Annotated in this window: 13 protein-coding genes and 1 tRNA gene; 11 read left to right on the forward strand and 3 right to left on the reverse strand. The window is 60.1% G+C overall.

All coding sequences use genetic code 11. The features are described 5' to 3' along the window. Positions 1–119: 119 nt before the first annotated feature. Complete coding sequence (locus tag ACZ5AL_RS03795) at positions 120–962, reverse strand: R2-like ligand-binding oxidase (protein ID WP_464512281.1); 843 nt, start codon at positions 960–962, stop codon at positions 120–122. A gap of 163 nt (positions 963–1,125) precedes the next feature. On the opposite strand from ACZ5AL_RS03795, the gene ACZ5AL_RS03800 reads away from it, so the two are divergent. From ACZ5AL_RS03800 to ACZ5AL_RS03830, 7 genes are all read left to right on the forward strand, one after another. After that, entirely contained in the window at positions 1,126–6,795 is a 5,670-nt protein-coding gene (locus ACZ5AL_RS03800) for an alpha-2-macroglobulin family protein (protein WP_464512283.1), read from the forward strand. A 557-nt stretch (positions 6,796–7,352) separates the two neighbouring features. Next, entirely contained in the window at positions 7,353–7,874 is a 522-nt protein-coding gene (locus ACZ5AL_RS03805) for an NADH-quinone oxidoreductase subunit J (protein WP_464512284.1), read from the forward strand. A gap of 72 nt (positions 7,875–7,946) precedes the next feature. After that, on the forward strand, positions 7,947–8,252 hold the full coding sequence (nuoK, locus tag ACZ5AL_RS03810) for an NADH-quinone oxidoreductase subunit NuoK (protein WP_464512286.1): 306 nt from the start codon (positions 7,947–7,949) through the stop codon (positions 8,250–8,252). 109 nt (positions 8,253–8,361) lie between these two features. Then, entirely contained in the window at positions 8,362–10,365 is a 2,004-nt protein-coding gene (gene nuoL, locus ACZ5AL_RS03815; RefSeq protein WP_464512287.1) for an NADH-quinone oxidoreductase subunit L, read from the forward strand. A gap of 87 nt (positions 10,366–10,452) precedes the next feature. After that, the gene (locus ACZ5AL_RS03820; RefSeq protein WP_464512288.1) at positions 10,453–12,081 is read left to right on the forward strand and encodes a complex I subunit 4 family protein; all 1,629 of its coding nucleotides are present in this window, start codon (positions 10,453–10,455) and stop codon (positions 12,079–12,081) included. 17 nt (positions 12,082–12,098) lie between these two features. Further along, complete coding sequence (locus ACZ5AL_RS03825; RefSeq protein WP_464512290.1) at positions 12,099–12,401, forward strand: 4a-hydroxytetrahydrobiopterin dehydratase; 303 nt, start codon at positions 12,099–12,101, stop codon at positions 12,399–12,401. Positions 12,402–12,459: 58 nt separating this feature from the next. Then, the gene (locus tag ACZ5AL_RS03830; protein WP_464512291.1) at positions 12,460–13,953 is read left to right on the forward strand and encodes an NADH-quinone oxidoreductase subunit N; all 1,494 of its coding nucleotides are present in this window, start codon (positions 12,460–12,462) and stop codon (positions 13,951–13,953) included. 948 nt (positions 13,954–14,901) lie between these two features. Here ACZ5AL_RS03830 and ACZ5AL_RS03835 read toward each other — a convergent pair. Then, positions 14,902–14,974 (reverse strand) — tRNA-Met (locus ACZ5AL_RS03835). Between the two features lie 229 nt (positions 14,975–15,203). On the opposite strand from ACZ5AL_RS03835, the gene ACZ5AL_RS03840 reads away from it, so the two are divergent. Both ACZ5AL_RS03840 and ACZ5AL_RS03845 read left to right on the forward strand, forming a co-directional pair. Beyond that, positions 15,204–16,412, forward strand: coding sequence for a DUF1015 domain-containing protein (locus ACZ5AL_RS03840; protein WP_464512293.1), 1,209 nt, complete (start codon positions 15,204–15,206; stop codon positions 16,410–16,412). Positions 16,413–16,634: 222 nt separating this feature from the next. Then, a complete protein-coding gene (locus ACZ5AL_RS03845; RefSeq protein ID WP_464512294.1) occupies positions 16,635–18,572 on the forward strand; it encodes a DNA gyrase/topoisomerase IV subunit B in 1,938 nt (645 codons plus the stop codon). 344 nt (positions 18,573–18,916) lie between these two features. Here ACZ5AL_RS03845 and ACZ5AL_RS03850 read toward each other — a convergent pair whose 3' ends face one another. Then, a complete protein-coding gene (locus tag ACZ5AL_RS03850) occupies positions 18,917–19,090 on the reverse strand; it encodes a ubiquitin family protein (protein WP_464512296.1) in 174 nt (57 codons plus the stop codon). 225 nt (positions 19,091–19,315) lie between these two features. Between ACZ5AL_RS03850 and ACZ5AL_RS03855 the strand changes: the two genes are divergently transcribed. Both ACZ5AL_RS03855 and ACZ5AL_RS03860 read left to right on the forward strand, forming a co-directional pair. Beyond that, the gene (locus tag ACZ5AL_RS03855; protein ID WP_464512297.1) at positions 19,316–20,155 is read left to right on the forward strand and encodes a hypothetical protein; all 840 of its coding nucleotides are present in this window, start codon (positions 19,316–19,318) and stop codon (positions 20,153–20,155) included. 328 nt (positions 20,156–20,483) lie between these two features. Further along, entirely contained in the window at positions 20,484–23,636 is a 3,153-nt protein-coding gene (locus ACZ5AL_RS03860; RefSeq protein ID WP_464512298.1) for a tetratricopeptide repeat protein, read from the forward strand. Positions 23,637–23,827 lie beyond the last annotated feature (191 nt).

Consider the following 23,827-nt stretch of genomic DNA (forward strand, 5'->3'; position numbering starts at 1 on the left):
CCACTTATCTTGTGTAATGAAGCTAAGCCATCAAAGATTTTAATGCGATTGCCCTGCATGTGTTACCCAAACACGGACCTGTGACAGAGGTAGGGCGTTGTCACGTGTCCGGCAATTTGTTACCGCGCCGCCTCCAAGACCGCTACGCGTTTTTCGAACTGCGCCATGCCCATCTCCACGAAGAAATCCGGTGTCACGCCAAACGGATAGGGCGGATCGTACGGCGCCAGGGTGTCGTGGATGTGCGTGGTGATCAGCGCCAGGCCCTCGCTAAGCGTCTCTTCGATCACTGGCCACACTGTATCGCCGTGCGTCTCGATAAGCGTGGTGAGGAGATGCAAGCCGTACGCCACATGACGTGCCTCATCGCGCTGCACGTACGTCACCAACTCGCGAATGCCCGGACACAAATCGCGCTCTTCTAGCACCCTTCGGTAGGCGCCATATCCCGTTTCGGCCAGCGTGCCCTCCACCACAATCTGGTACGTAGAACACGCCCGCGCCAGTGTCGCCGGGTCGTCGTCGGTGTGGAGGGCCTCCATGGCGGTGGGCAAGCGTTCGGTAAATAGCGTACGGTACGCATCGGTGAGATAGCCGTCCAGGTCGGCCTCCGTGCCGATCACCTCCGCAAGAAAGCGATGGAAGCCCTCCACATGCTTGGCCTCCTCCCACAGATAGGCGGTCAAAAACATTTCGTCTTCAATGCGAGCGTGTCGGCTCATGTACTGCAGCAACGGCAGCAGGTCGCGCGTCACCGATTCCTCGCCGGCCTCAAACTGAGCCGTCAGGCGGAGCAGAAGATCTTGCTCACGGTCGGAGCAGCTCGCCCAGTCGGCATGATCGTCAGAGAAGTCGATGTCAGCCGGATCCCACGTGCCCAGCTTCTTGGCTTTGCGCCAGAGCTGCATCGGACGGCTTTCAGGATCCAGACGGGTGGCGGTGGTTGCAAATTGGGTTGGCATAACGGTGCACGGGATGGGCAGTCAGATCGAGAACATGGCCTGTGCCGCTTGGACCCCAGACGCACGGGGGCGTTCCGAAGAAAGCGTCTGCATCCCTTCGCATCTTCTTCGTGTCTTTTGTACGTTATCGGTATGCTTGTCTCACGCACCCCGCGCTTTGGCTATGCCTACTCGATACACCGTCGTTGCTTCGCTTGCTCTGTTGCTTGGAGGATTTCTGATGCTGGTAGGATGTGGAGGGGGCACCCCTGCAGCCGACGAGGTGGAGTCCGTTCCGCTTGAAGAGCGCGAGACCACCGAGCGCTACACCCCTACCCTTGACGGTCCGCTTCGCCTCATCAGCGTGAGTCCGCGTGGCACCCGTACGACCCATCGCCCCCGGCAGGCCATCACGGTCACGTTTAGTCGCCCCATGGTTGCGCTGGGTACCGAAGAGCCGCCCCCCGAATCGGCGCTCACAGTTGAACCCGAGATCGAGGGCACGTTTCGCTGGGAGGGCACACAAACGCTCGTGTTTACGCCTGAGGACGACCTGCCGCCTGCTACGGCGTTTACCGTCACCGTACACCGCGATGCCCTCACATCCATTGAAGATGAACAGATCGAAGAGGATTACACGTGGACGTTCGAAACGGTGCGCCCCCGTCTCCTTTCGTCGGTTCCAGCAGATGGAGAGCGGTTCGCCGAGCGTGATACCGACCTGCGCCTCACGTTCAACATGGCAGTAGATGCCACCGACGCCAACCCGTATATCGACTCCGACCGGTTGCCCATTGGGCTGGCCGAGAACGATGGCGACAGCACCCTCGTGATGCCGCTCAGCACCGAGTTGGCGCCCGACCAGGAGTACACGCTGACGCTTGCCGAGGGCCTGCCCACCACCGAAGGGCCGCTTGGGCTGGCTGAAGAGGAAAGCATTTCGTTCCGCACCTATCCGCCGCTTGCATTGGGCGACATCGAGCAGTCGAGCTGGCAATATCCGGATGATGAAGGGCGTCTGGAGCCCGGTGAGCCGTTTACGCTCACGTTCAGCACGCCGGTGCGACGCGGCGACCTGCGCGAAGCGCTGGTGCTGGAGCCCGAGGTGGAGTGGTACGCGGGCGCCGAGGCCCGCGATGGGCAGGTGTCAACCGCCCATACACTTCCGCTCCCCCTGGCTGCCGAGACCAACTATACATTGCGCATCGAGGGGCTTACCGATACGTTCGGGCAATCATTGGGAACCGTTGAGCGTCAAATCGCCACCGCCGCGCATCGTCCGTCGCTGTCGGTGCCCACCCGACTGATGCTCGTCGAGTCGCGCGAGGCCCGCATGCTGCCGGTGCGCTACGTCAACGTATCGGATGTGCAGGTTGGCGCTGAACGCATTGCGCCCGACGACATCGTACCGGCGGTGAATCGATACGACCAGTTCCGCAGCGATGGCGAGGACCTCGTCCCATTGCAGCGCTCGTGGGACCTGCAGGAGGCGCGCACCGAGCGGCGGATGGCGCCGATGCATTTCGATTCGCTGCTGACCGATACACGGGGCGTGGTGGGATGGCATCTGGCCTATTCCGATCTCAATGAATCAACCCAGCGCCGGTTTGGACTGGTGCAGTACACCGACCTGGGCCTCACCGCCAAGTTCAGTCCGCACCAGAGCCTCATCTTCGTGACCCATCTGCACAGCGCCGATCCGGTTGAGGGCGCTACTGTTGAGATCCGCACCGCCGAGAACGAGGTGGTCGAAACGCAAACGACAGGACCCGATGGACGCGCAGAGATCTCGGGCTGGAGCGAACTGTTGCCTGACCGCGAAGACGACCGCGTGCCCGAGCTTTATGCTATTGTTGAGCATGGAGACGATCTGGCGTTTACCAGCAGCCAGTACGGATCCGGCATTCAACCCTACCGATTTGGCATTAGCACCAACTGGCGTCCGCAAACCGTAACGCGCAGTGCATCGCTCTTTAGCGATCGGGGGCTGTATCGTGAAGGGGAGCGCGTGCACGTGAAGGGTATTGCCCGCAGCCGCACCGACCTGGACTGGCAGGCGCTGACCGACTCGGTGCGCCTGGTCATTCACGATCCGCGCGACGAAGTGGTGTACGATAACACGCTGGCTCCCTCTGCATCCGGCGGCTTCGACACGTCGTGGCGCGCTCCAAAAGGCGCAGCGCAGGGCGAGTACGAGATGCGTGTGGGGCTGGCCTCCGACACCACCTTGACCGCCGACCGAAGCTGGCGGCGAGAGGGGTTTGCAACAGGCAACTTCCGCGTCGATGCGTTTCGTACCGCTGCATTTACAGTGGATGCCACGCCTGCCGCTGATGAATACATAGCAGGCGACTTCTTCGAGGGGCGCGTCTCTGCGCGCTACCTGTTTGGCGCTGGCATGCCGGGGGCTCCCGTGGAGTTGCGGCTGCGGCAAAGCACCACCAGTCACCGTCCACTCGGATACGACGACTACCAGTTTGGACCCACGCAAGGCCGCGTATCCAACACGCTCCTTTCGGACGACACCACCCTCGACGACGAATCAATGGCCGAAGCCCGCGTGGCTACCGAGGGGAATTCCGAGGGGCACCCCACGAGCCTTGAATGGGTCGGGCGTGTGACCGACCGCTCGCAACAGCAAATTGCCGGGCGCGCCTCCGCAGTGCTGCATCCGGGGCAGTTCTACATCGGCCTGCAGCCGTCGACCTCTTACCTTGATCTTACCGAAACCGACGAGCTGGCGGTAGACCTCATCACAGTAGACCCCGGCGGACAACCGCAGGGCGATCATGAGGTTGAGGTGGAGCTGGTACGCACCGAATGGGAGAGCGTGCGCGAGGTCGGCTCCGATGGACGCATGACGTGGCGCAGCGAGGAAACCGAAACGGTGATTGATGAGCGCACCGTCACCTCCACCGCTGATGCAGCACAGCGCATGCGGTTCACCATTCCGCAAGGCGGCATGTACCATATCCGCGCCGCCTCCGAAGATCTGCGGGGCAATCCCATCAAAACTGATACCCGCGTGTATGCCGCCGGATCGGGCTACGTGGCCTGGCAGCGCGAAGATAGCGACACCATCGAACTGGTCGCCGATCAAGACACGTACGCCCCCGGTGAAACGGCGCGCATTATGGTGCCCTCGCCCTTCGAGGAAACCACCGCCCTGATCACCGTCGAGCGCGATGGTATTTTGGAGAGCCGCGTGGAGCACTTTACCGAGAGCGCTCCGCAAATCGAACTGCCGATCGATGAAACGCACCTGCCCAACGTGTTCATCAGTGTTATCTTGCTGAACGAGCGCACCGCCCCGCCGCAAGACACCTCCGACCCCGGCGCGCCCGGTTTTCGGGTGGGATATGTAGAGCTTCCCGTGGATGCGGGCGAGCGGCGGCTCAATGTCGATGTGACGCCCGAATCCGACACCTATGGGCCCGGCGATCCGGTTACGGTTGATATGCAGCTTACCGACCATGCCGGACGCGGCGTGCCCGGCGAAATTACCTTTAGCGCGGCGGATGCGGGGGTGCTCAACCTGATCGGCTACCAGCTACCCGATCCGTTTGAAGCGTTCTACGGATCGCGATCGCTAAGCGTGACCACCACCGAAACGCGCTCAGCCATCGTGAAGCAGCGATCGGAAGAGGTGGCCTTCAAAGCCAGTCTGGATGTTGGCGGTGGAGGTGGCGAGGAGGAGATGCGCACCGACTTTTCGCCCCTGGCTCACTGGGATGCCACCGTTGAAACCGACCGGCGGGGCCGCGCCCAGGTGACGTTCGACCTGCCCGACCAGCTCACCACCATGCGCCTGATGGCCGCCGCCCACACCGATGACCACACGTTTGGACGCGGAAGCGAAGACATCACCGTCACGAAGCCGCTTGTGGTGCAGTCGGCGCTGCCGCGGTTTATTCACGATGGCGACCGATTTGCAGCGCGGATGCTCGTGACCAATCGCACCGACGAGGATGGCACCATCGAGGTGAGCGCGCAGACTGACGGCCTCTCACTTGAGGACGACACCCCGCAGTCTGTGGAGGTGGCCGCCGGTGCGACGCAAGCCGTATCCTTCCCCGCCCACGCCGACACCGAGGCCGACACCGCTTTCGTTGCGTTTCACGCCGAAATGGGCGACGACCGCGATGCCATGGAGGTATCCGTCCCCATCGAGCGAAGCACCGTTACCGACGTGCAAGCCACTGTGGCCGCCACCACCGACACCGCGACCGAGGAAATCCGTCCGAAGCCCGATCGCGTGCCCGGGAGTGGACGCCTCGATATCCGTCTGGCGAGCACCGCGCTGACCGGCCTCGACGGGGCACTAGAGCACCTGCTCACGTACCCCTACGGATGCGTCGAGCAACAAACCTCACGTATCCGTCCCCTGCTGCTGGCCTCCGACTTGCTCGACGCCTTTGCGCTGGACCTCCCGCTTGAGGACCCCGAAGGGCTTGTAGACGAATGGAAGGGCGACCTGCAGGCGTTCTGGACCGGCACCGGCTTTGCTATGTGGCCCGGCAGCCGGCATGATCAGCCCTATCTGACCGGATACGTCACGCTGGCGCTGGCCGAACTGGACGAGGCGGGCCACGACCTGCCGCAGCCGCTGACGCGCAACGCGCTGGATGCGCTCGACGAAGCCGTCCGCGACTCGGATGCGCAACCCGACTACTACAGCGATGCCATGTGGTCCGACACGCGGGCGCTGATGCTGTACGCGCTGGCCCGTCATGGTCGCGTGCTGGAGTCGGAGCTGTCCGTGCTGGCCGACAACCCACCGGACTCGCCCGATGGGCTGAGCTACCTGCTGCGTGCGCTGCATGAGAGCGATGCATCGGTCTTGCGTACCCGTCGCGCCGCCATTGCCGAGCGCCTCGAAGAGCGGATTCGGGTGGAGGCCACACAAGCCTATCTGACCGCCCCCGATGACGATCAGTACGGTTGGATTTTTGCCAGCGATGCGCGCGCTACGGCGTTTGGCCTTTCGGCGTTGCTTACGCACGATGCCTCCTCCGACTTCCAGCCGCTGGCGCAGCGCATGGTGCAGTATCTGATGGATGAACGGACACAGGGGCACTGGACCTCGACCCAGGACAATGCAGCGGTGCTTGAAGCCTTTCGCGCCTACGTGGATGCGTACGAGGCCGATGCGCCGGACTTTGCCGCACGTGTGGAGTGGGCCGGCCAAACGCTGCTGGAGGCGTCATTCCGCGAATGGAGTCTGGAATCGCCCACCGCTACTGTACCCGATGCCGACCTGCCCAACGAAGTGACTCCGCTACACATCCACAAAGACGAGGGCCCTGGACGTCTGTACTACAGCGCGCGCTTGCGTGCAGAGACAATGGCACCGGTAGAGGCGCGCGAGCAGGGATTGCGCGTGGAGCGCACCATGGATGTGTTGGATCCGGATGGCGAGGTGGTAGGATCTGTACCCACCAATGCCGATGGGGCACGCCAACTGCAGGAAGGCGATCTGGTGCGTGTTACGCTGCGCGTGGAAGCGCCCACCGACCGCAATTACGTGGTGGTAGATGATCCGCTTCCGGCTGGGTTGGAGACGGTAAGCGGGGCTTTCGATACGGTGGATACAGGCGTGCTCGATGCCGCCGACACCGGACAAGATCGCTGGTGGGGGTCCTTCAACCATACCGAAATGCAGGATGAGCGCGTGCTGCTGTTCGGCGATATGATGCGCCGGGGCACGCATACTTATCGGTATGTGGCGCGGGCCACCACCGCAGGCACCTTTACGCATCCGGCTGCCGATGCTGAGATGATGTATCAGCCCGAAACCCGTGGCCGCACTGCCACCGAAGCGCTTGAGGTGATGGAAGACGAAACCCTGCGCTGAGGGGGAGACGGTCGTGCTGTGTCACCGGTCAATGTTTGGGTGACGCGGAGTCAATGATTCAGCTACGTTGTCAGGGGATATCCCGGGCCGCCATTGAACCGTGCTAAACAGATACGGAGTACCGCGAGGCCGTTCTATACGTGTCATGCTGAACGAAGTGAAGCATCGGGGCGCCTTGAGGCCCTTCGCGTGCGTATCATGAGCAAGTTCTTGGGAGGGGGCAGGGCCGCCCGCTCGCCAGGAGCTGTTGGGCGCGTGAGCGTGATAGCACCGGTGGGACGTTGCGGGCCTGGAGAGGCGGGGGCACGACACAGTCGCTCGTTCTGTTCGATTTGTTGCAATAAGACCGGGCGCGGCACACCACAGCCTGTTTTTGAAATCGGATGCTGTGAATGAGGGGTTAACGGACGGTGCAGTCGGCTTCAAATCGTGCATATTCATCCGGGATTAACCACCCCCCTGCTTGCCCCTACGAACGGGCTTCCCTACTTTGCGATGCAGGTTGACTGCTCTCCACACAGTCATTTGTGTTCTATCCACCCGCCCGCACTGCATTCATGGCTCTTGCCCCCGTTGTTTTTTTCGTGCTTGCCATCATCGCCATTGCCTCGGCAGTTGGGGTGCTGGTTGCGCGTAGCCCCATTTACAGTGCGCTTTCGCTCGTAATGAACCTGCTATGTGTGGCGGGGATTTATCTGACCATGAGCGCCTCCTTTATTGGCGTACTCCAGATTCTGGTGTATGCAGGGGCGATTATGGTGCTGGTGCTTTTTGTGATTATGCTATTGAACCTGGAGGCGTCCAGCATGAAAGAGTTGGGCGACGTGGGATGGGCGCCCATCGCCGGGTTTTTCTTGGGGGTTATCGTATTGGCTCAATTGCTATATACCATACTGACGGGCTTTGATGTGCCGATTGAGTCAGCGGTATCCGCTGAAGTGGCGGCTCAAACCGGCTCTGCAGAAACGCTGGGATTGATGCTCTTCACCGAGTACGCCCTGCACCTGCAGGTGGCTGCCCTCTTGCTGCTGGCCGCTGCTATTGGAGCCGTGATGTTAGCAAAACGCCACTTCGAGTAACCCCACAGAGTCCACTGCGGCTCGCGTACTCCGCCCTGTTTCCGTTTTTGATCAGCCTCTGCTGCTTTACTCATGGAAGTCGCTCTTGACTGGTATCTAGCCCTTAGCGCCGTTATGTTTACTGTTGGCGTGTTGGGGGTGCTGATTAAAAGTAATGCCATTGTCCTGCTGATGTGCGTTGAACTCATGCTGAATGCGGTCAACGTTGCTCTCGTCGGCTTTAGTCAATCGCTGGCCGACCCGACCGGACAGATGCTGGTCTTCTTTTCAATTTCGGTGGCTGCTGCCGAAGCGGCTATCGGGCTGGCGATTATCATTGCGATGTTTCGCAACAAGAACACGGTCAATATCAACGATATTCACCTGTTCAAGCACTAAGCGCCACCGCGTCGTGTTGGCGCGTTGCTCCTTTGTCTTGTATGGCTGCTGTGCCCGTTGGCAGAGCAGCTTGCCCTCACCCCTTTGATGTTGCCTCACGCTTCCGAGCATGGATCCTGAACTGCTGGTACGACTTATCCTTCTGCTCCCGCTGGCCGGTGCGCTGCTGTGTGGAGTGCTCCCCCTCTTCCAGGCGTCGTTGCGCACCAACGAGCGGCTGCTTGGCGCTGTTGGCACAGCAGCCGTAGCAGTGCCTTTTGCAATGGCCGTCTACCTGTTTGCTACGTATCCGGGCGAGGCGATCGTTGTTAACTTCTTCACGTGGATGGAGGCCGGGGGGCTTACCGTTGACTTTGCGTATCGCATTGACGAGCTCTCGCTCATCATGCTTCTGGTGGTGACCGGCGTAGGAAGCGTCATCCACTGGTACTCCACCGGCTATATGCATGGCGATCCTGGGTTCTGGCGCTTTTTTGCCTATCTGAACCTGTTCATCTTCGCCATGCTGAACCTCATCCTGGCCGACAACCTCGTCGTGCTGTTTCTTGGATGGGAAGGCGTGGGGCTGTGCTCGTACCTGCTCATCGGGTTCTGGTACACCGATCTCAAAAATAGCGAAGCCGCCAACAAGGCGTTTATCGTAAACCGCATTGGCGACTTTGCTTTCCTGCTCGCCATGTTCTTCCTCTTCCGCGAAGTGGGCGCGCTCGACTTCGGGACGCTCCTCGCTGAAGGACCAGGCATCGAGACAGGTGTGCTGGGATTCATTGTACTGCTGCTCTTCATTGGAGCCACCGGCAAAAGCGCGCAGATTCCGCTCTTCGTGTGGCTCCCCGACGCGATGGCCGGGCCCACGCCCGTGTCGGCGCTCATTCACGCGGCGACCATGGTGACCAGTGGCCTCTACCTGCTGGCGCGTCTCTCGCCGATGGTGCTTGAAGTGCCCCACATCATGGCTATCATTGCTGTGGTGGGAGCCCTCACTGCGATTGTGGCCGCCACCATTGCCATCACCCAGAACGACATCAAGAAGGTGCTGGCGTACTCCACCGTGTCGCAGCTCGGGTTTATGTTCATGGCAGCCGGCGTAGGCGCGTTCTTTGTCGCCATCTTTCACGTCGTTACCCACGCCTTCTTCAAAGGATGCCTCTTCCTCGCCTCCGGTAGTGTGATCCACTCGATGGAGCACGTTAAACATGACCTGGAGGATGAGGGGCGCGACATGAGCGACTTCGATCCGCAAGACATGCGCACGATGGGCGGGCTCAAAGAGTACATGCCCTCCACGCGCTGGACCTACCTCATATCCACCTTGGCCATTGCAGGGATTCCGCTGCTGGCCGGGTTTTTCTCCAAAGATGAGATCCTGTTCAAGACCTTCGAGATGGGCTACAGCGGGGCGTTCTACGGATATGTGGTGTGGGCCATTGCGATTGTTACGGCTCTGCTCACCGCGTTCTACATGCTACGCTCCTACATGCTCACCTTTGAGGGCACCCCGCGTTGGCCCGAGGCCGAATCGGTGCATGCCCACGAATCGCCTGTGTCAATGACCGGGCCGCTGTGGATTTTGGCGGGGCTCTCCGTTGTGGGCGGATACATCGGCCTCCCGGCTGTCATCCAGGGCGGCGATCTGAACTGGATTCACCAGTTCCTGGGCACGCCCTACGGCGGTCCGGTGGCCGAGCCGACCGACCTTGCGGCGGTGCCGCTTGCGCTGAAGTGGGCGTTGGTCGGACTCGGGTCGCTCGTGGCGATTGGCGGGGCGTATTGGGGCTACAAAGCGTATGCCCCATCGCGCGAACCCGCTAATGCGTTCGATGCCACGCTCCAAGATCGATTGGGTGGCGTCTACTCGTTCTGGGATGCGAAATACCACATCGACGACTTCTACAACGAAGTGATCGTAGATGGGCTTATGTCGATCTCTGAGAAGGTGCTCAACCCGTTGGATGCGAAAGGCATCGACGGCATTGTGAACGGGCTGGCCTCCCTCTCGCAGACGCTAAGCGATGCCGTGAGCCGCATGCAAACCGGCATCGTGCAAAATTACGCGCTGATGCTTGTTGTGGGCGTGGTGCTCGTGCTTGGGCTCGTCCTCTTTGGCGGATGATCGCCAACTGGTCTTGCAGGCGGTTTTTCCGCCGGTCGGGCCGTCTGCTTCTATTGCTCTCCTTCACTGCTTAACGTCGCGGAATACATGGACTTTATCACATCGCTGGTCATCTTTCTGCCGCTGTTGGGCGCGCTGGTGCTGCTGGCGCTTCCATCCGCCCGGGCGATCAAAATGACCGCCCTTGGAACGACCGTGGTTACGTTTGTGCTGTCCATCGGCCTGTTCATGGGGTACGACCCGGCTGCCGATACGAGCGCCGCGCCCCAACTGGTCGATGCGATGGCGTGGTTCCCGGAGGGCATCGACATCAAGTACTTTGTGGGCATCGACGGGCTGAACATCCTGCTCGTGCTCCTCACCACACTGCTGGGTCCCATCGTGGTGCTGGCCTCCTGGTTCTACATCGATCGCTATGAAAAGGGCTACTACGCTCTGCTCTTGGTTCTGCAAACCGGTATCACCGGCGTGTTTACGTCGTTTGATCTGGTGCTCTTCTACATTTTCTTTGAGCTCACGCTCATCCCCATGTACTTTATCATCGGGATATGGGGCGGCAAAGACCGGATTTACGCGGCCATCAAGTTTGTGCTGTATACGCTGGTCGGTTCGCTGCTGATGCTGGGCGGCGTGCTCTATCTTGGGTTTGCCGCTGGGGCCGCTCACGGCGTTGGCTTTACAACCGACTGGTACCTGCTGCTTGACTATACCATTCCGCTGGGTACGCAAACCTGGCTCTTCTTTGTGTTCGCGCTGGCGTTTGCCATTAAGGTGCCGCTCTTTCCGCTGCACACGTGGCTGCCGGATGCACACGTGCAAGCCCCCACCGGCGGCTCGGTCATTCTGGCCGGCGTGCTGCTGAAGATGGGTACCTACGGACTCATTCGCTTCTGCCTGCCGTTCTTCCCGAATGCCGCGCAAAGCGCCGCCGTGCTGATTGGAGCCCTCGCTGTGATTGGCATCATCTACGGCGCGCTCCTGGCCCGAGTACAGCCCGATGCCAAAAAGCTGGTCGCCTACTCCTCGGTGAGTCACCTGGGCTTTGTGGTGCTGGGCATCTTCGCCTTTACCACCGAAGCGATGCAGGGCGCCGTCATCCAAATGATTAATCACGGCATCTCAACCGGCGCGCTCTTCCTGCTGGTAGGCATGCTCTACGAGCGCCGCCACTCGCGCCTAATGGAGGACTACGGCGGCCTGGCGACCTCGGTGCCCATCCTCACCACGTTCATGATTCTGTCGGTGCTCGCGTCTGCCGGACTGCCGGGACTGAACGGATTCGTAGGTGAGTTCCTGATCCTACTGGGCGCCTTCAAGAGCACCGTGCTGGATAGTCCGATGCTGGTCGCACTGGCCACTACCGGCGTGATCCTGGCTGCCGTGTATTTGCTCCACATGGTGTACCGCACCTTCTTTGGCGAGCTAACGCACGAGGCCAACGCCGATATGCAGGACATGACGCCCCGCGAGTTTGCGCTGATGGCGCCGCTCGCTGTGCTGATGGTCGTGATGGGCTTCTTCCCACAGCCGTTCTTGAACCAGACGGCGGAAACGACCGACTTCCTGCTCGACACCATTGAAGAAAAGCGTGTAGCAGCTATCGAAGCCGATGAAGCGGATCAAACGGCAGCGGCAGCATCCGAAGCCGAGCCGCTCTTCGATGGTACCTACCGCGATGTGAACCTCAACGAGATGACTTCACTTGCTTCTGAATAACACGCTGCCTTCCTCCTATGGCTGACCGTACCCCCCTCGATTCCGATGCGATTCACGATGCGCTGGATGATCTGCCCGGTTGGTCGTTCGAAGACGATGCCCTTACGGCCTCGTTCGAACTGGCCGACTTTCAGGAAGCTGTAGCGTTTATCGTGCGCATTGGCTTTCATGCCGAAGCGCTGAACCACCACCCCGAGCTGTTCAATGTCTACAACACCGTAGACATTACGCTAACCACACACGACGCAGGCAATACCGTGACTGCGCTCGATGTGGAGATGGCTCGCCGCATCAACGACTGTATGCCATCCACCGCGTAACCCGTGCGTGGTGTGGCCTCCTTCCGACACCGATTTCACCCCTTAGCGAATCAACAGTATGGACCTCGCGCACGCATTCTCCACGATGTGGGCAGACCTGCCCGCTATCTTTTCGATGCTGATTGTAGGTTTGGTCGGCCTCGTTGTTGTGCTGGTGGAGGCTTTTCGGAATAAACACGCCAGCATTCCCTGGATGACCGCGGGCGCGCTTGGCCTGGCGATCGCCTGGGAAGTGACGCACCTTGGCGCCGAGCCTGGCACCGCCTTCTTTGACCATGTGCGTACGGGCGGCTTCGCTGCGTACGTGAATATCCTCATCCTGGGGGCGGCCCTGTTTACCGTTGCGGTCTCGCCCGCCTACCTAACGCGCATCGGGCGCAATTACGGCGAGGTGTATGGCTTGCTGCTCTTTGCTACCGTAGGCATGATCTTGCTGGGCACTGGCAACTCGCTGATCTCCATCTTTGTGGGGCTAGAGGCGATGTCGATTTGCCTCTATATCCTAGCCGGCCTGCTGCGTAACGACCGCGGCGGGATTGAAAGTGCGTTTAAGTATTTCCTGCTTGGGGCGTTTTCGACTGGGTTCTTCCTCTACGGCATTGCGCTGATGTATGGCACCACGGGGACGATGATTCTCCCCGAAATGGCTGGAGCATTCACCGATGGCGTACCAATGCTCTTTTGGGCAGGCGTTGGGCTTCTGCTCGTCGGCTTTGGCTTTAAGGTGAGCGCAGCCCCCTTCCATATGTGGACCCCCGATGTGTATCAGGGCACGCCCACGACCATCACCGGATACATGTCTACCGCTTCCAAAACAGCAGCCTTTGCAGCGCTTATTCTGGTGCTCTACTTTGCGCTGCCTCCAGAGCGGTGGAGCATGGTACTGGTTGTGCTGTCCATCATTACGATGGCTGTAGGCAATATCATGGCACTGCGCCAGGCTAACGTGAAACGGATGCTGGCATACTCGTCCATCGCCCACGCCGGGTACATGTTTGTGGGGCTGGCAAGCGGGATCCCTGCTGGATACAGCGGAGCCCTCTTCTACTTGTTGGTCTACACCCTCATGAACCTCGGGGCGTTTGGCGTTATGGCTATGCTGGAATGGGATGGCCACGCCGGACGCGAACAGACGCTCGACTCGCTCGCGGGGGCCGGACTCGAACGGCCCATCCTTGGGGCCTCAATGGCTGTGTTTATGTTTAGCCTGATTGGGTTTCCGCCGTTCGGTGGGTTCATCGGCAAGTATTTTCTCTTTGCTCCAGCCGTAGATGCCGGGCTCACCTGGCTGGTTATCATTGCCTTGCTCTTTAGCGCATTGTCGGCCTACTACTACCTGCGTGTGATCTACGTCTTCTACATGCAATCCCCTGACGAGGTGGAGGCTGCTTCAGCGGTTCCACAGGGGGCATTCATGCGCTTGTCAGGCATATCCACTATTGCGGTGGCTACTTGCGCGGTGCTGTTGCTGGTGCTGGGCGTGTTCTTCGGCGGCGTAACCGGACTGACCGAGACGCTCTTTACGGTTGATGCGATGGCGCAGACGCCGTAAACGTGCATCTTGGGGGCGTGCAGAAAGCGCCCCATCGATGTTCGGCGCAGCGCGTTGCGTCGCTACAGATGTACGTAGGCTTCCGAACCGATGTCTGTCATTTCTATTCTTTGCACCAACCTTGCTCTCGTGGCGATGCTCTGCGTCGCCACGCGGGCTGGGATGCTCCAGCGTCCCCGAGTCGCTCTCCAGTTCGTTCCCGCTCCCGACGGTGGGCGCAATCCCTCCCCCCTAAATCCCCCTCCTCCGAGGGAGACTTGGAGACTGCGCTCTGTACAGAACCGCCCGGGATATCCGCTATCGCTCCTGATCCCGGGCTAAGGAAACCCATAGCCGGGGACCGCTTGCGTCCCCGGCTATCAAGAAGCACGCCGCTAAACACGTACCTAGCGTCCCTAATCCACCACCTGTTTTCTTTACCTCGGGGGGGGGGTACGTCGGACGCAGAGCGTCCATTCGTCCGTCGCGACGCAGAGCATCGCGACGAGGATGCATGCCTGTTCTGGATCCTGGATCGCGCTCGCAGGCTCGCTTGCCTGTCCTGAACTCGATTCAGGATCCATTCCCCCGACTATTCCCCCGAGAAGACGCCCAGATGGGTTCTTGTTGTAGGATCCAACAGTCTCTCATTAAACAGGCGGTGGAGGCAACTAACGTTAAATAAACAACATAGCGAAGAAAAAGTTATGTGCAAGGACTAGTCTCCCTGGGAGAGAGGGAACAAGGGTGAGGGGGGAACCAATCGAAAACCAGTATGCTGGCAAGAGCAGTGAATGCAAGGGCAGAGCGGTGCATGCCCAGGACGGACGTGTGAGGACACTTAGTCCAGAACAAACGGTTCGGATCGGTGTGGACGCTATTAGAAGACACTGCTTCTCGACACCCCCCAACACAAAAAACCCGATCGGCGGGAGAACGCCAATCGGGTTTTTTGTAGCTCGGTTGCTGTAGCGGGGGCGGGATTCGAACCCGCGACCTTCGGGTTATGAGCCCGATGAGCTACCAGCTGCTCTACCCCGCGATATACCATCTTAGGAATGCTGCGGATCGTCCGCGCGTCATCTTGCGCTGCAGCATAGTAATAGACCTCTCCAACACCTTTTTGTTCTATGGAACCGCGCGTTTCACTGCTCTTTTGCATAGTTGTGGCCTAACGCGAAATTTTGGTCATCCTCCTGCAATTGGGATGTCCATTTGCTACTCTGCATGCAACGCTCCCTAAAATATCTTTGCGTGCTTCCCATACCGCAATGGCAGACCTCCACCCGTTTCGCGCTGTTCGTCCCTCCTCCGAAGTCGTTGCTGATGTATGCTGCGTGCCGTACGACGTGGTAAGCATGGAAGAGGCCCATGCATTGGCACAAGGGCGCTCGCGTTCCTTTCTTCGCGTTATACGTCCCGAAGTCGATTTGCCGGGAACCACTGATCCACACGCCGATGCGGTGTATGACAAAGGGGCCGAGAATATGCGCGCCTTCATTGATGCCTCCTACACCGTGCGCGAAGACGAACCCAGCCTGTATGTGTATCAGGTGGACACGGGAGACCACTCCCAGACCGGCGTGTTTGGATGCGTATCCGTGCGCGATTATGCCCAGGGCGTAATCCTTAAACACGAAGCCACGCGCCCCGACAAGGTGGCCGACCGGGCGCGTCACATTGAGGCGCAACAGGCCCATGCCGAACCAGTTATGCTCACCTACCGAGACCGTCCGGTGTTGAACCGGCTTACCACGGCTGTGACAGAAACCGCGCCGCTGTTCGATTTCGAAGATGGTACGTCGCGGCATCGGCTGTGGCGCATCACCGACCCGGCACCGTGGGTTGAGGCGTTTGCAGATGTGTCGCACCTGTACGTGGCCGACGGCCATCACCGCTGCAAAGCAGCCCATCAAGTGGCGCGTGGACGCCAGTCTAACGGGACGGGCACGCCTGAAGCGGCGTATTTTCCCGCGGTCTTGTTTCCGATGGGACAGATGCACATTATGGCCTACCACCGGGTGCTGCACAACCTGGAATGCAGCGCCGCCGAACTCCTCGATCAGTTCGAGGCGCGGTACACACTGAAGCGTAACGTGGACTACCGCACGCCCCGCCAGAAGGGGCACGTCTGTGTGTATGCCGAGAGCGCCTGGCACGACCTGACCTTGCCTCCTGCGCAGGGCCCCCGCACCGTTGATCACCTCGATGCCGCGCGCCTTACCGACGGTGTGCTACGCCCCTTACTGAACCTGACCGACCCGCGCCGCGATGACCGAATCGACTACGTGGGCGGCATACGCGGACCCGAGGCGCTCTCGGATCGTGTTGACACCGGTGCCGCAGCCGTTGGCCTTGCGATGTATCCGACGGCTATTGAAGAGCTAGTCACCGTGTCTGACGAGGGCGACCTCATGCCGCCCAAGTCGACCTGGTTCGAGCCCAAACTCATCAGCGGAATGCTCGTCCACACATTTTAGCACCTGCCTGCGGCGCCTGCCTAGGTCGCGTGTAGTACCGTACCGATACAGCTTTCCTTGCGCTTTTGGAGATCCACTGTAGGGTGGACGCCGAGAGTGTGCACCTAAGCGATATGAGGGCGTCAAGGCCACGGAGCCTGTTGAGGTTGGAGCCGGTATGGGGAGACACCACGCTGCGTCGCATCCCTCTACACATATATCTCGAAATACAACCCTTTATCTATGCCAGATACCACGACGTACACCGGCAAAGACATTCAAGTGCTCGAAGGGCTGGAGCCGGTGCGCAAGCGGCCCGGCATGTATATTGGCGGTACGGGGAAGCCCGGGCTGCACCATATGCTGTGGGAGGTGGTGGATAACGCCGTTGACGAGGCCACCAACGGCTATGCCTCGTACATTGATGTGGTGCTGCATGAGGATGGGCAGAGCATGACCGTGCGCGACAACGGGCGCGGCATCCCGGTGGATGTACACCCGGAGAAGGGCACTTCAACGCTGCAGCTGATCCTGACCACGCTGCACTCCGGCGGCAAGTTTGACGGCAGCAACTACATCACCTCGGGCGGACTGCACGGGGTGGGCGCCTCGGTGGTAAATGCGCTCTCGGAGGAGATGATTGCGACCGTGAAACGCGATGGCGGGGCCCACCGGCAGCAGTACCGGGCGGGCACGCCACTGGGTGATGTGGAGCAGATTGAGGATGACCCGCACGGGACCGGCACCGAGATCTTTTTTCGTCCGGATGCGAGCATCTTCGAATCGACCACGTTCGACCCGGCCTGGATCAAGGAGACGCTGGAGGTGAAGACCTTCCTGAATCGGTCGCTCAAGATCGTGTTCAAGGACGAGGTGAACGACGAGCGCCATGTCTTTCAGCATGAGGGCGGCATCGTGGAGTATCTTGAGCACATCCTGGAGGATCTGCAGGTGGCGCCGATCCACGACGATGTGTTTTCGCTGGTGGATGACGACTTTGAGGGCGACGGGCGGCTGGAGGTGGCCTTGCAGTGGACCGATGCGCCGAAGCCGAAGATTCTGTCGTACGTGAACGGCATCCCCACGCAGGATGGCGGCACCCACGAGCAGGGGCTGCGCCGCGCGGTGCGCACTACGCTGCGGGCGTACATGGATACGCACGACCTGGTGCCGCACCGGCTCGACATTGCCAGCGACGACACCCGCGAGGGGCTCGTGGCGATTGTGAACCTGTTTCATGTGGACCCGCAGTTTCAGGGGCAGACAAAGGACAAGCTCAACAACCCCGAGGTGCGCTCGCAGGTGAGCGGCTCGGTACGCGTGGAGCTGGAGCAGTACCTGAACGACCATCCGACCACGGGTGAGGCCATTGCCACCCGTGTAATTCAGGCCGCCAAAGCCCGCAAGGCCAGCCGCAGTGCCGCCTCGCGGGCCCGCAAGAGCAGCAGCAAATCGCGTCGCCTGAACCTGCCCGGTAAGCTGGCCGACTGCTCGTCGGATGTGCCGAGCGAGTGCGAGCTATTTATCGTGGAGGGGGATTCGGCAGGCGGATCCGCCAAGCAGGCCCGCGACCGTGCCACGCAGGCGGTGCTTCCGCTGCGCGGGAAGGTGCTGAACGCCGAGCAGGCCTCGCTGAAGCGGGTGCAGAACAACAAGGAGCTATCCAACATCGTGCAGGCGCTGGGGTGCGGGCTCGGCGAGGGCTTCAACCTGAATCACCTGCGCTACCACAAGATCATCCTCTTGATGGATGCGGATTCGGACGGCCACCACATCTCAACGCTGCTCCTGACGTTCTTTTATCGCTACCTGACGCCGCTGATTGAGGGCGGCTACGTGTACATTGCCCAGCCGCCGCTCTACCGCATCGACGCCGGCAAGGAGACTCACTGGGCGCTTGATGACGCTCAGCGCGACGCGATTATCGATGAGATTAAGAGCGACGGCCGCAACCTGAACGTGGACATTCAGCGCTTCAAGGGCCTGGGCGAGATGATGCCGAAGACGCTCAACGAGACCACGCTCGACCGTGACAAGCGTCGCCTGTTGGAGGTTACGATTCCGGACACGGAGCGCCTGCACACCGAGCAGACCATCACCGACCTGATGGGCCGCGACACGTCGGCGCGCTTCAACTTCATCATGCAGCACGCGACGGAAGCGGATGAGCTGGATGTGTAGGGGGGCGATTTGTTAGGGACGCTGGAGCGTCCGAGCTCGCGTGGCGACGCGGAGGGGCCGCAAGGTCATGCCTGTGGTGCATCGCCACGAGATGCAGAATATTGTCGGGCTGCCAGTCATCCTGACGCCACCAGGCGGAAGGATCTCAACGCCCTGCCTACGGGCTCGCCACGTCCGGGGCGCGTAGGGTACACCTCGCGCACACTGAGCAGCAGAGCCCCCTGGCCACACAGCGCTGAGATGCTTCACTATGTTCAGCATGACAAACATGGCATGATGTCCAGCGAAGTCTAGTGGTTCGGTACGCGGACCATCAGCATAAACCGCAGCCGGGGATATGGCAATTAGGCAGATAGATGGGTCCAAGTCTCGCCAAAATACTGCACCTCTCGTCGGATGTTATCTGCAGCGGGTCCGTCCTTGAGAGCTGAAGGCATCCCCAGGTCAACGTGGTAACGCTCCCGCAGGTACGGAATCTCGTCGTGAAGGGCTTGCTTTAGGTCTGCGAGGGTCGTCATGGCACTGAAGATAACATGTTCGTTTTTGCTTCATACTCGATACGCGACTTGTAGGGTTCATGGTGGTCAACAGTCCGCAGGATCTGCCCGGTCTGTGTGTCGCACGCTCAGTGAAACAAAAGGCAACGCCAGATGAGCTGTGTATGTAAAGGAAAAGGGAACGTCTGCCTTATTGCAAGATAGTCACATCTTGAAGCAGGCACTCCGACAAAACAAGGTGGGGCGATGGTAAACGAGCGGACGTTCAACGAAGAGCAAATCCGGGATGTAATTAAGCGGGCGGCAGAGATTCAGGCCGCCTCATCCTCGCGCGAAGGGGCATCGCAACTAACGCTGCAGGAACTGGAAGAGGCTGCTGAAAGCGCAGGAGTCGATCCAGGGCATGTGCGTCAGGCTGTTCGGGAGATGGATGCCGCCCGTGTGACTGGCGGCAAGACTGAAACCAATCGCTCGCACATCTTCGTAGAGCGCTGGGTCAGCCGTCCGATGACCGATGACATGACCGAAACGATTCAGGCCGAGCTAAGCCACCGGCTTGGGGTACCGGTGAATTGGTCGATTGAGAGCCCCTTTGAGTGGTGCTCCACCAAACAGATTGGAGACACGTGGGAGTTGACCCATCGGGAGTTTATGGATACGAAGCTGCGTGTATCGGTGCGGCCCCATGGCGATCAGACCCACGTGCGTTTGGCGGAGAAGTATTCAGTGGGAGGCTATCCGGTACTTGAGTCCATGGCGTTCAGTGCGGCAGCAGCAGGCGTTTCCGTGCCCATCCTCATGGCGGTGTCAGTAGCCCCCGTATGGATTGTCACGATCTGTGCACTCATTTTCTTGGTGGCGTCACCTGCCATCTATGCAGGGCTGACCATGTACAAGCGGTCCAAACAGGAGTCGCTTGAGACCTTAGCCGATCAGGTGTGTGATGCGGTGGTTGGTAGCGAAGCACCGTCGGGATCCGCCCGTACCACGGTAGCCAGCAAGCAAACACAGCCAACATCTGACACGGAAGAGGTCTCTTCTGAATCAGGGGGGCAGCCCAGCCCAAGGTCTCGCACTCGGGTGTAGTGTTGTGTCGCTGCGCTCGCAATGACAAGGGTGCGGGTTTTTCTCGGTGCGTTAGGGCCGAAGATAGACGTGTGACAGAGCAGTAGGCACGTCCTCAGATGTGGTCAGACGCTGTTCTCTTGATCGGAAGGAAGGTCACTTAGAAACGGGGTTCTGGGGATGCGATCCCGTTTCCATGCTTCGTTGATATTGGTTGTCTTGATTCGTTACTTAACGATGTCTCCATGCGGTCATTGTGGAGGTTCTCTTTTTCTGCAAGCAGCTGTCATGCGGCTGTTTGTGTACAAAGAAACAGTGCGCCCATGTCTAATGATTGTGTACCAGCCTCATGGATGATTCGAGTCTGCATCGACGTATTGAAGCGTTAGCCCACGACGCCCTCACGCGTCCGCCTGAGGAGCGGGAGGCCTTTTTGGATAAGGTCTGCCCCACGCAGATGATTAAGGAGGCGGTGCGTGCCCATATCGCTCAGATGGAAGGCACCGACTCCACTGAGCCGATGCCCGACGCGCAAGCGCCCACGGTGCCGTACACAGGGGCAGATACAAAGCTCATGGAGGCCGACCGTGATGATGCAGAAGACGATCGTTCAGATGATGAGTTAGCGGATGCACGGGGCAAAGGCCTTGCGGAGAAGCCCCCTGCAGAAGAGCCTGGTTCCTCTGCCCCCGAAGCGTTCGAGGCCACGCGTACCCGCACCGACCCGCCGCCTTCTGCGGATGCCTCTCGGCGCGACGAACCATCGGACGACGAACCATCGGACGACGAACCATCGGACGATGAACCATCGGACGGGTCGTCGCCCCATGAGCCCACTCGCACTCGCACGGCTCCGCCTCCGTCGAGCGTCTCGGGGTCGCAGATGTCCGGCACCGATGCACCAGGCGATGGAGGATCGGACGGTGGGGGATCAGACGATGGATTGCCCTCCTTCGACACGTTGGGGGCGTCAATCACGCCGCCTGCGCCGGGGAGTTCGCATCCGGAGCGCATTGGGCCGTGGCGCCTGGAGCGCCAAATTGGCCGCGGCGGCATGGGGGCGGTCTACCTGGCCGAGCGCGCCGACGGGCAGTTTCAGCAGCGGGCCGCGCTGAAGCTCATTCGCCACGACCTGGGGGCCTCCGCGCAGCAGCGCTTTCTGGGCGAACGGCAGATTCTGGCGCAATTACAGCACCCGAACATTGCGCATCTGCTCGATGGGGGCGTAACGGAGGACGGGCGGCCCTACTTTGCGATGGAGTACGTAGACGGTACGCCGCTGAATACGTACTGCAACGAGAACAACCTGGGAGTCGAAGCGCGGCTGCAGCTGTTTCAGCAGATCTGCGAGGCGGTTCAGTTTGCGCACCGGAATCTGATTGTACACCGCGACCTGAAGCCAGGCAACATTCTGGTGACGGATCCGGGGACGCATGTAGCGGCGGGGACCGACCCCTCGGGCGGAAGCGGCCCACAGGTGAAGCTGTTAGACTTCGGGATTGCTAAGGCGTTAGAGGGGGCGGAGGCGGTGCAATCGTATACCCGCACAGGTGAAGGCGGCCCGATGACGCCGTCGTACGCGGCCCCGGAGCAGGTGCAGGGCGAGGCGATCACGACAGCCACGGACGTGTACGCGCTTGGCGTGGTGCTGTGCGAGCTATTGACCGGCGTGTTGCCCTACGATGTGCGTGGGCGTCCGATGGTGGAGGCGGTGCAAGTGATTGCCGAGGAGGAGCCAGAGCGGCTAAGCGCGCTGATTGACGCTGAACATTCCGAGCAGGTCCTTAGCGCGTCTGATCTTTCAGCGGAAGCGCTCAAAACGCGGCTGCAGGGCGATTTGGAGGTGATGGTCCGCAAGGCGCTGCGCAAGGAGCCGGAGCGGCGCTACACCTCGGCAGCCGAGTTCGGTCAGGATATCAATCGGCACTTGAACGGCTTGCCGGTGGAGGCGCGCCCGGCGACGACGGGGTACCGGCTGCGTCGATTTATCGCGCGCAATCGTCCGGCAGTGATGGGGGCAAGCGCGGCGGTTGTTGCGCTGATCCTGGGACTGGGCGTAGCGATCTGGCAGGGCCAGGTGGCGGCGACGGAGCGCGACCGGGCGCAGCAGCAGGCTGAACGGGCGGAGGCGGTGCAGACGTTCTTGGTGGACATGATTGGCCGGGCGGCGCCAGCAGTGACGGGTGGAGAAGAACTTACGGTCCGCGAGGTGCTGGATGAGGCCGATGCGGAGTTGGCCACTCCGACGCTGCAGGAACAGCCTCAAGTCAGCATCGAAGTGCGACAGACGATCTCTGACATGTATCGCCTGCTTGATCGTCATGATGCGTCGGTGGCGCAGGCGCACGAGGCCTACGAAACGAGCAGAGAGGCATTTGGCCCCGACGCCCCTCGCACGCTTCAGGCAGCCGGGCTGTATGGAGGGGCGTTGCTAAGCGGTGGGGAGACGGAGGAGGCAGAGCGTTTGTTCAGCGAAACAGTGCCACGTCTTGCGTCCGCGCAGGTTGATCCGGAGACCCGCTTTACGGTGCTTGCATCCCACGGCGACGTGTTGCGCACGCAGGCCCATCTCGACAGTGCCGAGGTCACGCTGCAGCAAGCGCTTGATTGGCACGATCAGATGGCGTCTGTCGATACGCTTGGGAAAGCTGGGGTGTTGAACAGTCTGGGAAGCGTTTATCGAGACCAAGAGCGTCTTGATGAAGCCGAAGAAATGTATCAACAGGCCTTGGCTCTTATGGGGGATGAGGTTACCGGAAGCCGAGGTCCTCTACAAGATGACTTGCTAAACAGCCTGGCTATTGTGCATCGGCAACGAGGCAACTACGACGAAGCTGAACAGATGTATCGAGAAGCGCTGGATCTTTCAACCACGTTGTATGGCGAAGAATCTGGCGTAACGGCACGCGCGGTGACAAACCTTAGTCGGCTCTTGCATGATCGAGGCCAATTGGAGGAGGCCGATGAGTTAAGTGCTCGTGCCGTGCGTTTGCACCGTGCCATCTATGGAGACGAAGACTATCGGACGGGCTTTGCGCTGTTTTCTAGAGCGCGTGTGCAGCGCGATCAAGATCAACTCGACGCGGCAAGTACCACGGCAGAGGAGGCGCTTAATCTGTTTCAGGAGGAGTTTGGAGCTGTGCATCCGCATACGGCCACACTAAATGGTATGTTGACTCGCATCTATATCAACATGGGTATGTTCGACCGGGCAGAGCAGCACGGCACTGAGGCCCTCGACGCTTACTATGCTCTCGCTGACAGTACGGATGCCAATGTCGCGGTTATGCAGAGCCGGCTTGGGCGGGTGTACACCGAACAAGGACGCTACAACGAGGCGGAAGAGCACTTGCTTCAGGCCCTTGATATCCAGACCAATATCCACGAAAACCCATCACGCGCTGCCGACACCCGGGCACGGTTGGGGAATCTCTACGAGGCGTGGGGACGCCCCGGAGCGGCTGATCAGTTCGACGGCGAGGATCAACAGGCCGAAGAGTAAGGGGCTTAAAAAACCGTGTCTTGACGGACGTATCATTGCGAGCGCAGCGAACGGGTAGGTCCATATAAGGTAATGGATCATCCCGATATATACTGGTATATAGTTGTGCAGACGTAAATTTCGGTGCGACTGTACGCCGTTGCTATTGTCTGCTTTATTTCCTTGCTTAACATCACCTCCACAAGTCAATT

This window comes from Natronotalea proteinilytica, assembly GCF_055379935.1.

Bases quoted from the DNA above. Each gene is read 5' to 3' on its own strand.
- nuoL (WP_464512287.1), top strand. From the start codon at position 8,362: ATGGATCCTGAACTGCTGGTACGACTTATCCTTCTGCTCCCGCTGGCC.
- ACZ5AL_RS03830 (WP_464512291.1), top strand. From the start codon at position 12,460: ATGGACCTCGCGCACGCATTCTCCACGATGTGGGCAGACCTGCCCGCT.
- nuoK (WP_464512286.1), top strand. From the start codon at position 7,947: ATGGAAGTCGCTCTTGACTGGTATCTAGCCCTTAGCGCCGTTATGTTT.
- ACZ5AL_RS03820 (WP_464512288.1), top strand. From the start codon at position 10,453: ATGGACTTTATCACATCGCTGGTCATCTTTCTGCCGCTGTTGGGCGCG.
- ACZ5AL_RS03845 (WP_464512294.1), top strand. From the start codon at position 16,635: ATGCCAGATACCACGACGTACACCGGCAAAGACATTCAAGTGCTCGAA.
- ACZ5AL_RS03850 (WP_464512296.1), bottom strand. From the start codon at position 19,090: ATGACGACCCTCGCAGACCTAAAGCAAGCCCTTCACGACGAGATTCCG.
- ACZ5AL_RS03860 (WP_464512298.1), top strand. From the start codon at position 20,484: ATGGATGATTCGAGTCTGCATCGACGTATTGAAGCGTTAGCCCACGAC.
- ACZ5AL_RS03800 (WP_464512283.1), top strand. From the start codon at position 1,126: ATGCCTACTCGATACACCGTCGTTGCTTCGCTTGCTCTGTTGCTTGGA.
- ACZ5AL_RS03840 (WP_464512293.1), top strand. From the start codon at position 15,204: ATGGCAGACCTCCACCCGTTTCGCGCTGTTCGTCCCTCCTCCGAAGTC.
- ACZ5AL_RS03855 (WP_464512297.1), top strand. From the start codon at position 19,316: ATGGTAAACGAGCGGACGTTCAACGAAGAGCAAATCCGGGATGTAATT.
- ACZ5AL_RS03795 (WP_464512281.1), bottom strand. From the start codon at position 962: ATGCCAACCCAATTTGCAACCACCGCCACCCGTCTGGATCCTGAAAGC.
- ACZ5AL_RS03805 (WP_464512284.1), top strand. From the start codon at position 7,353: ATGGCTCTTGCCCCCGTTGTTTTTTTCGTGCTTGCCATCATCGCCATT.
- ACZ5AL_RS03825 (WP_464512290.1), top strand. From the start codon at position 12,099: ATGGCTGACCGTACCCCCCTCGATTCCGATGCGATTCACGATGCGCTG.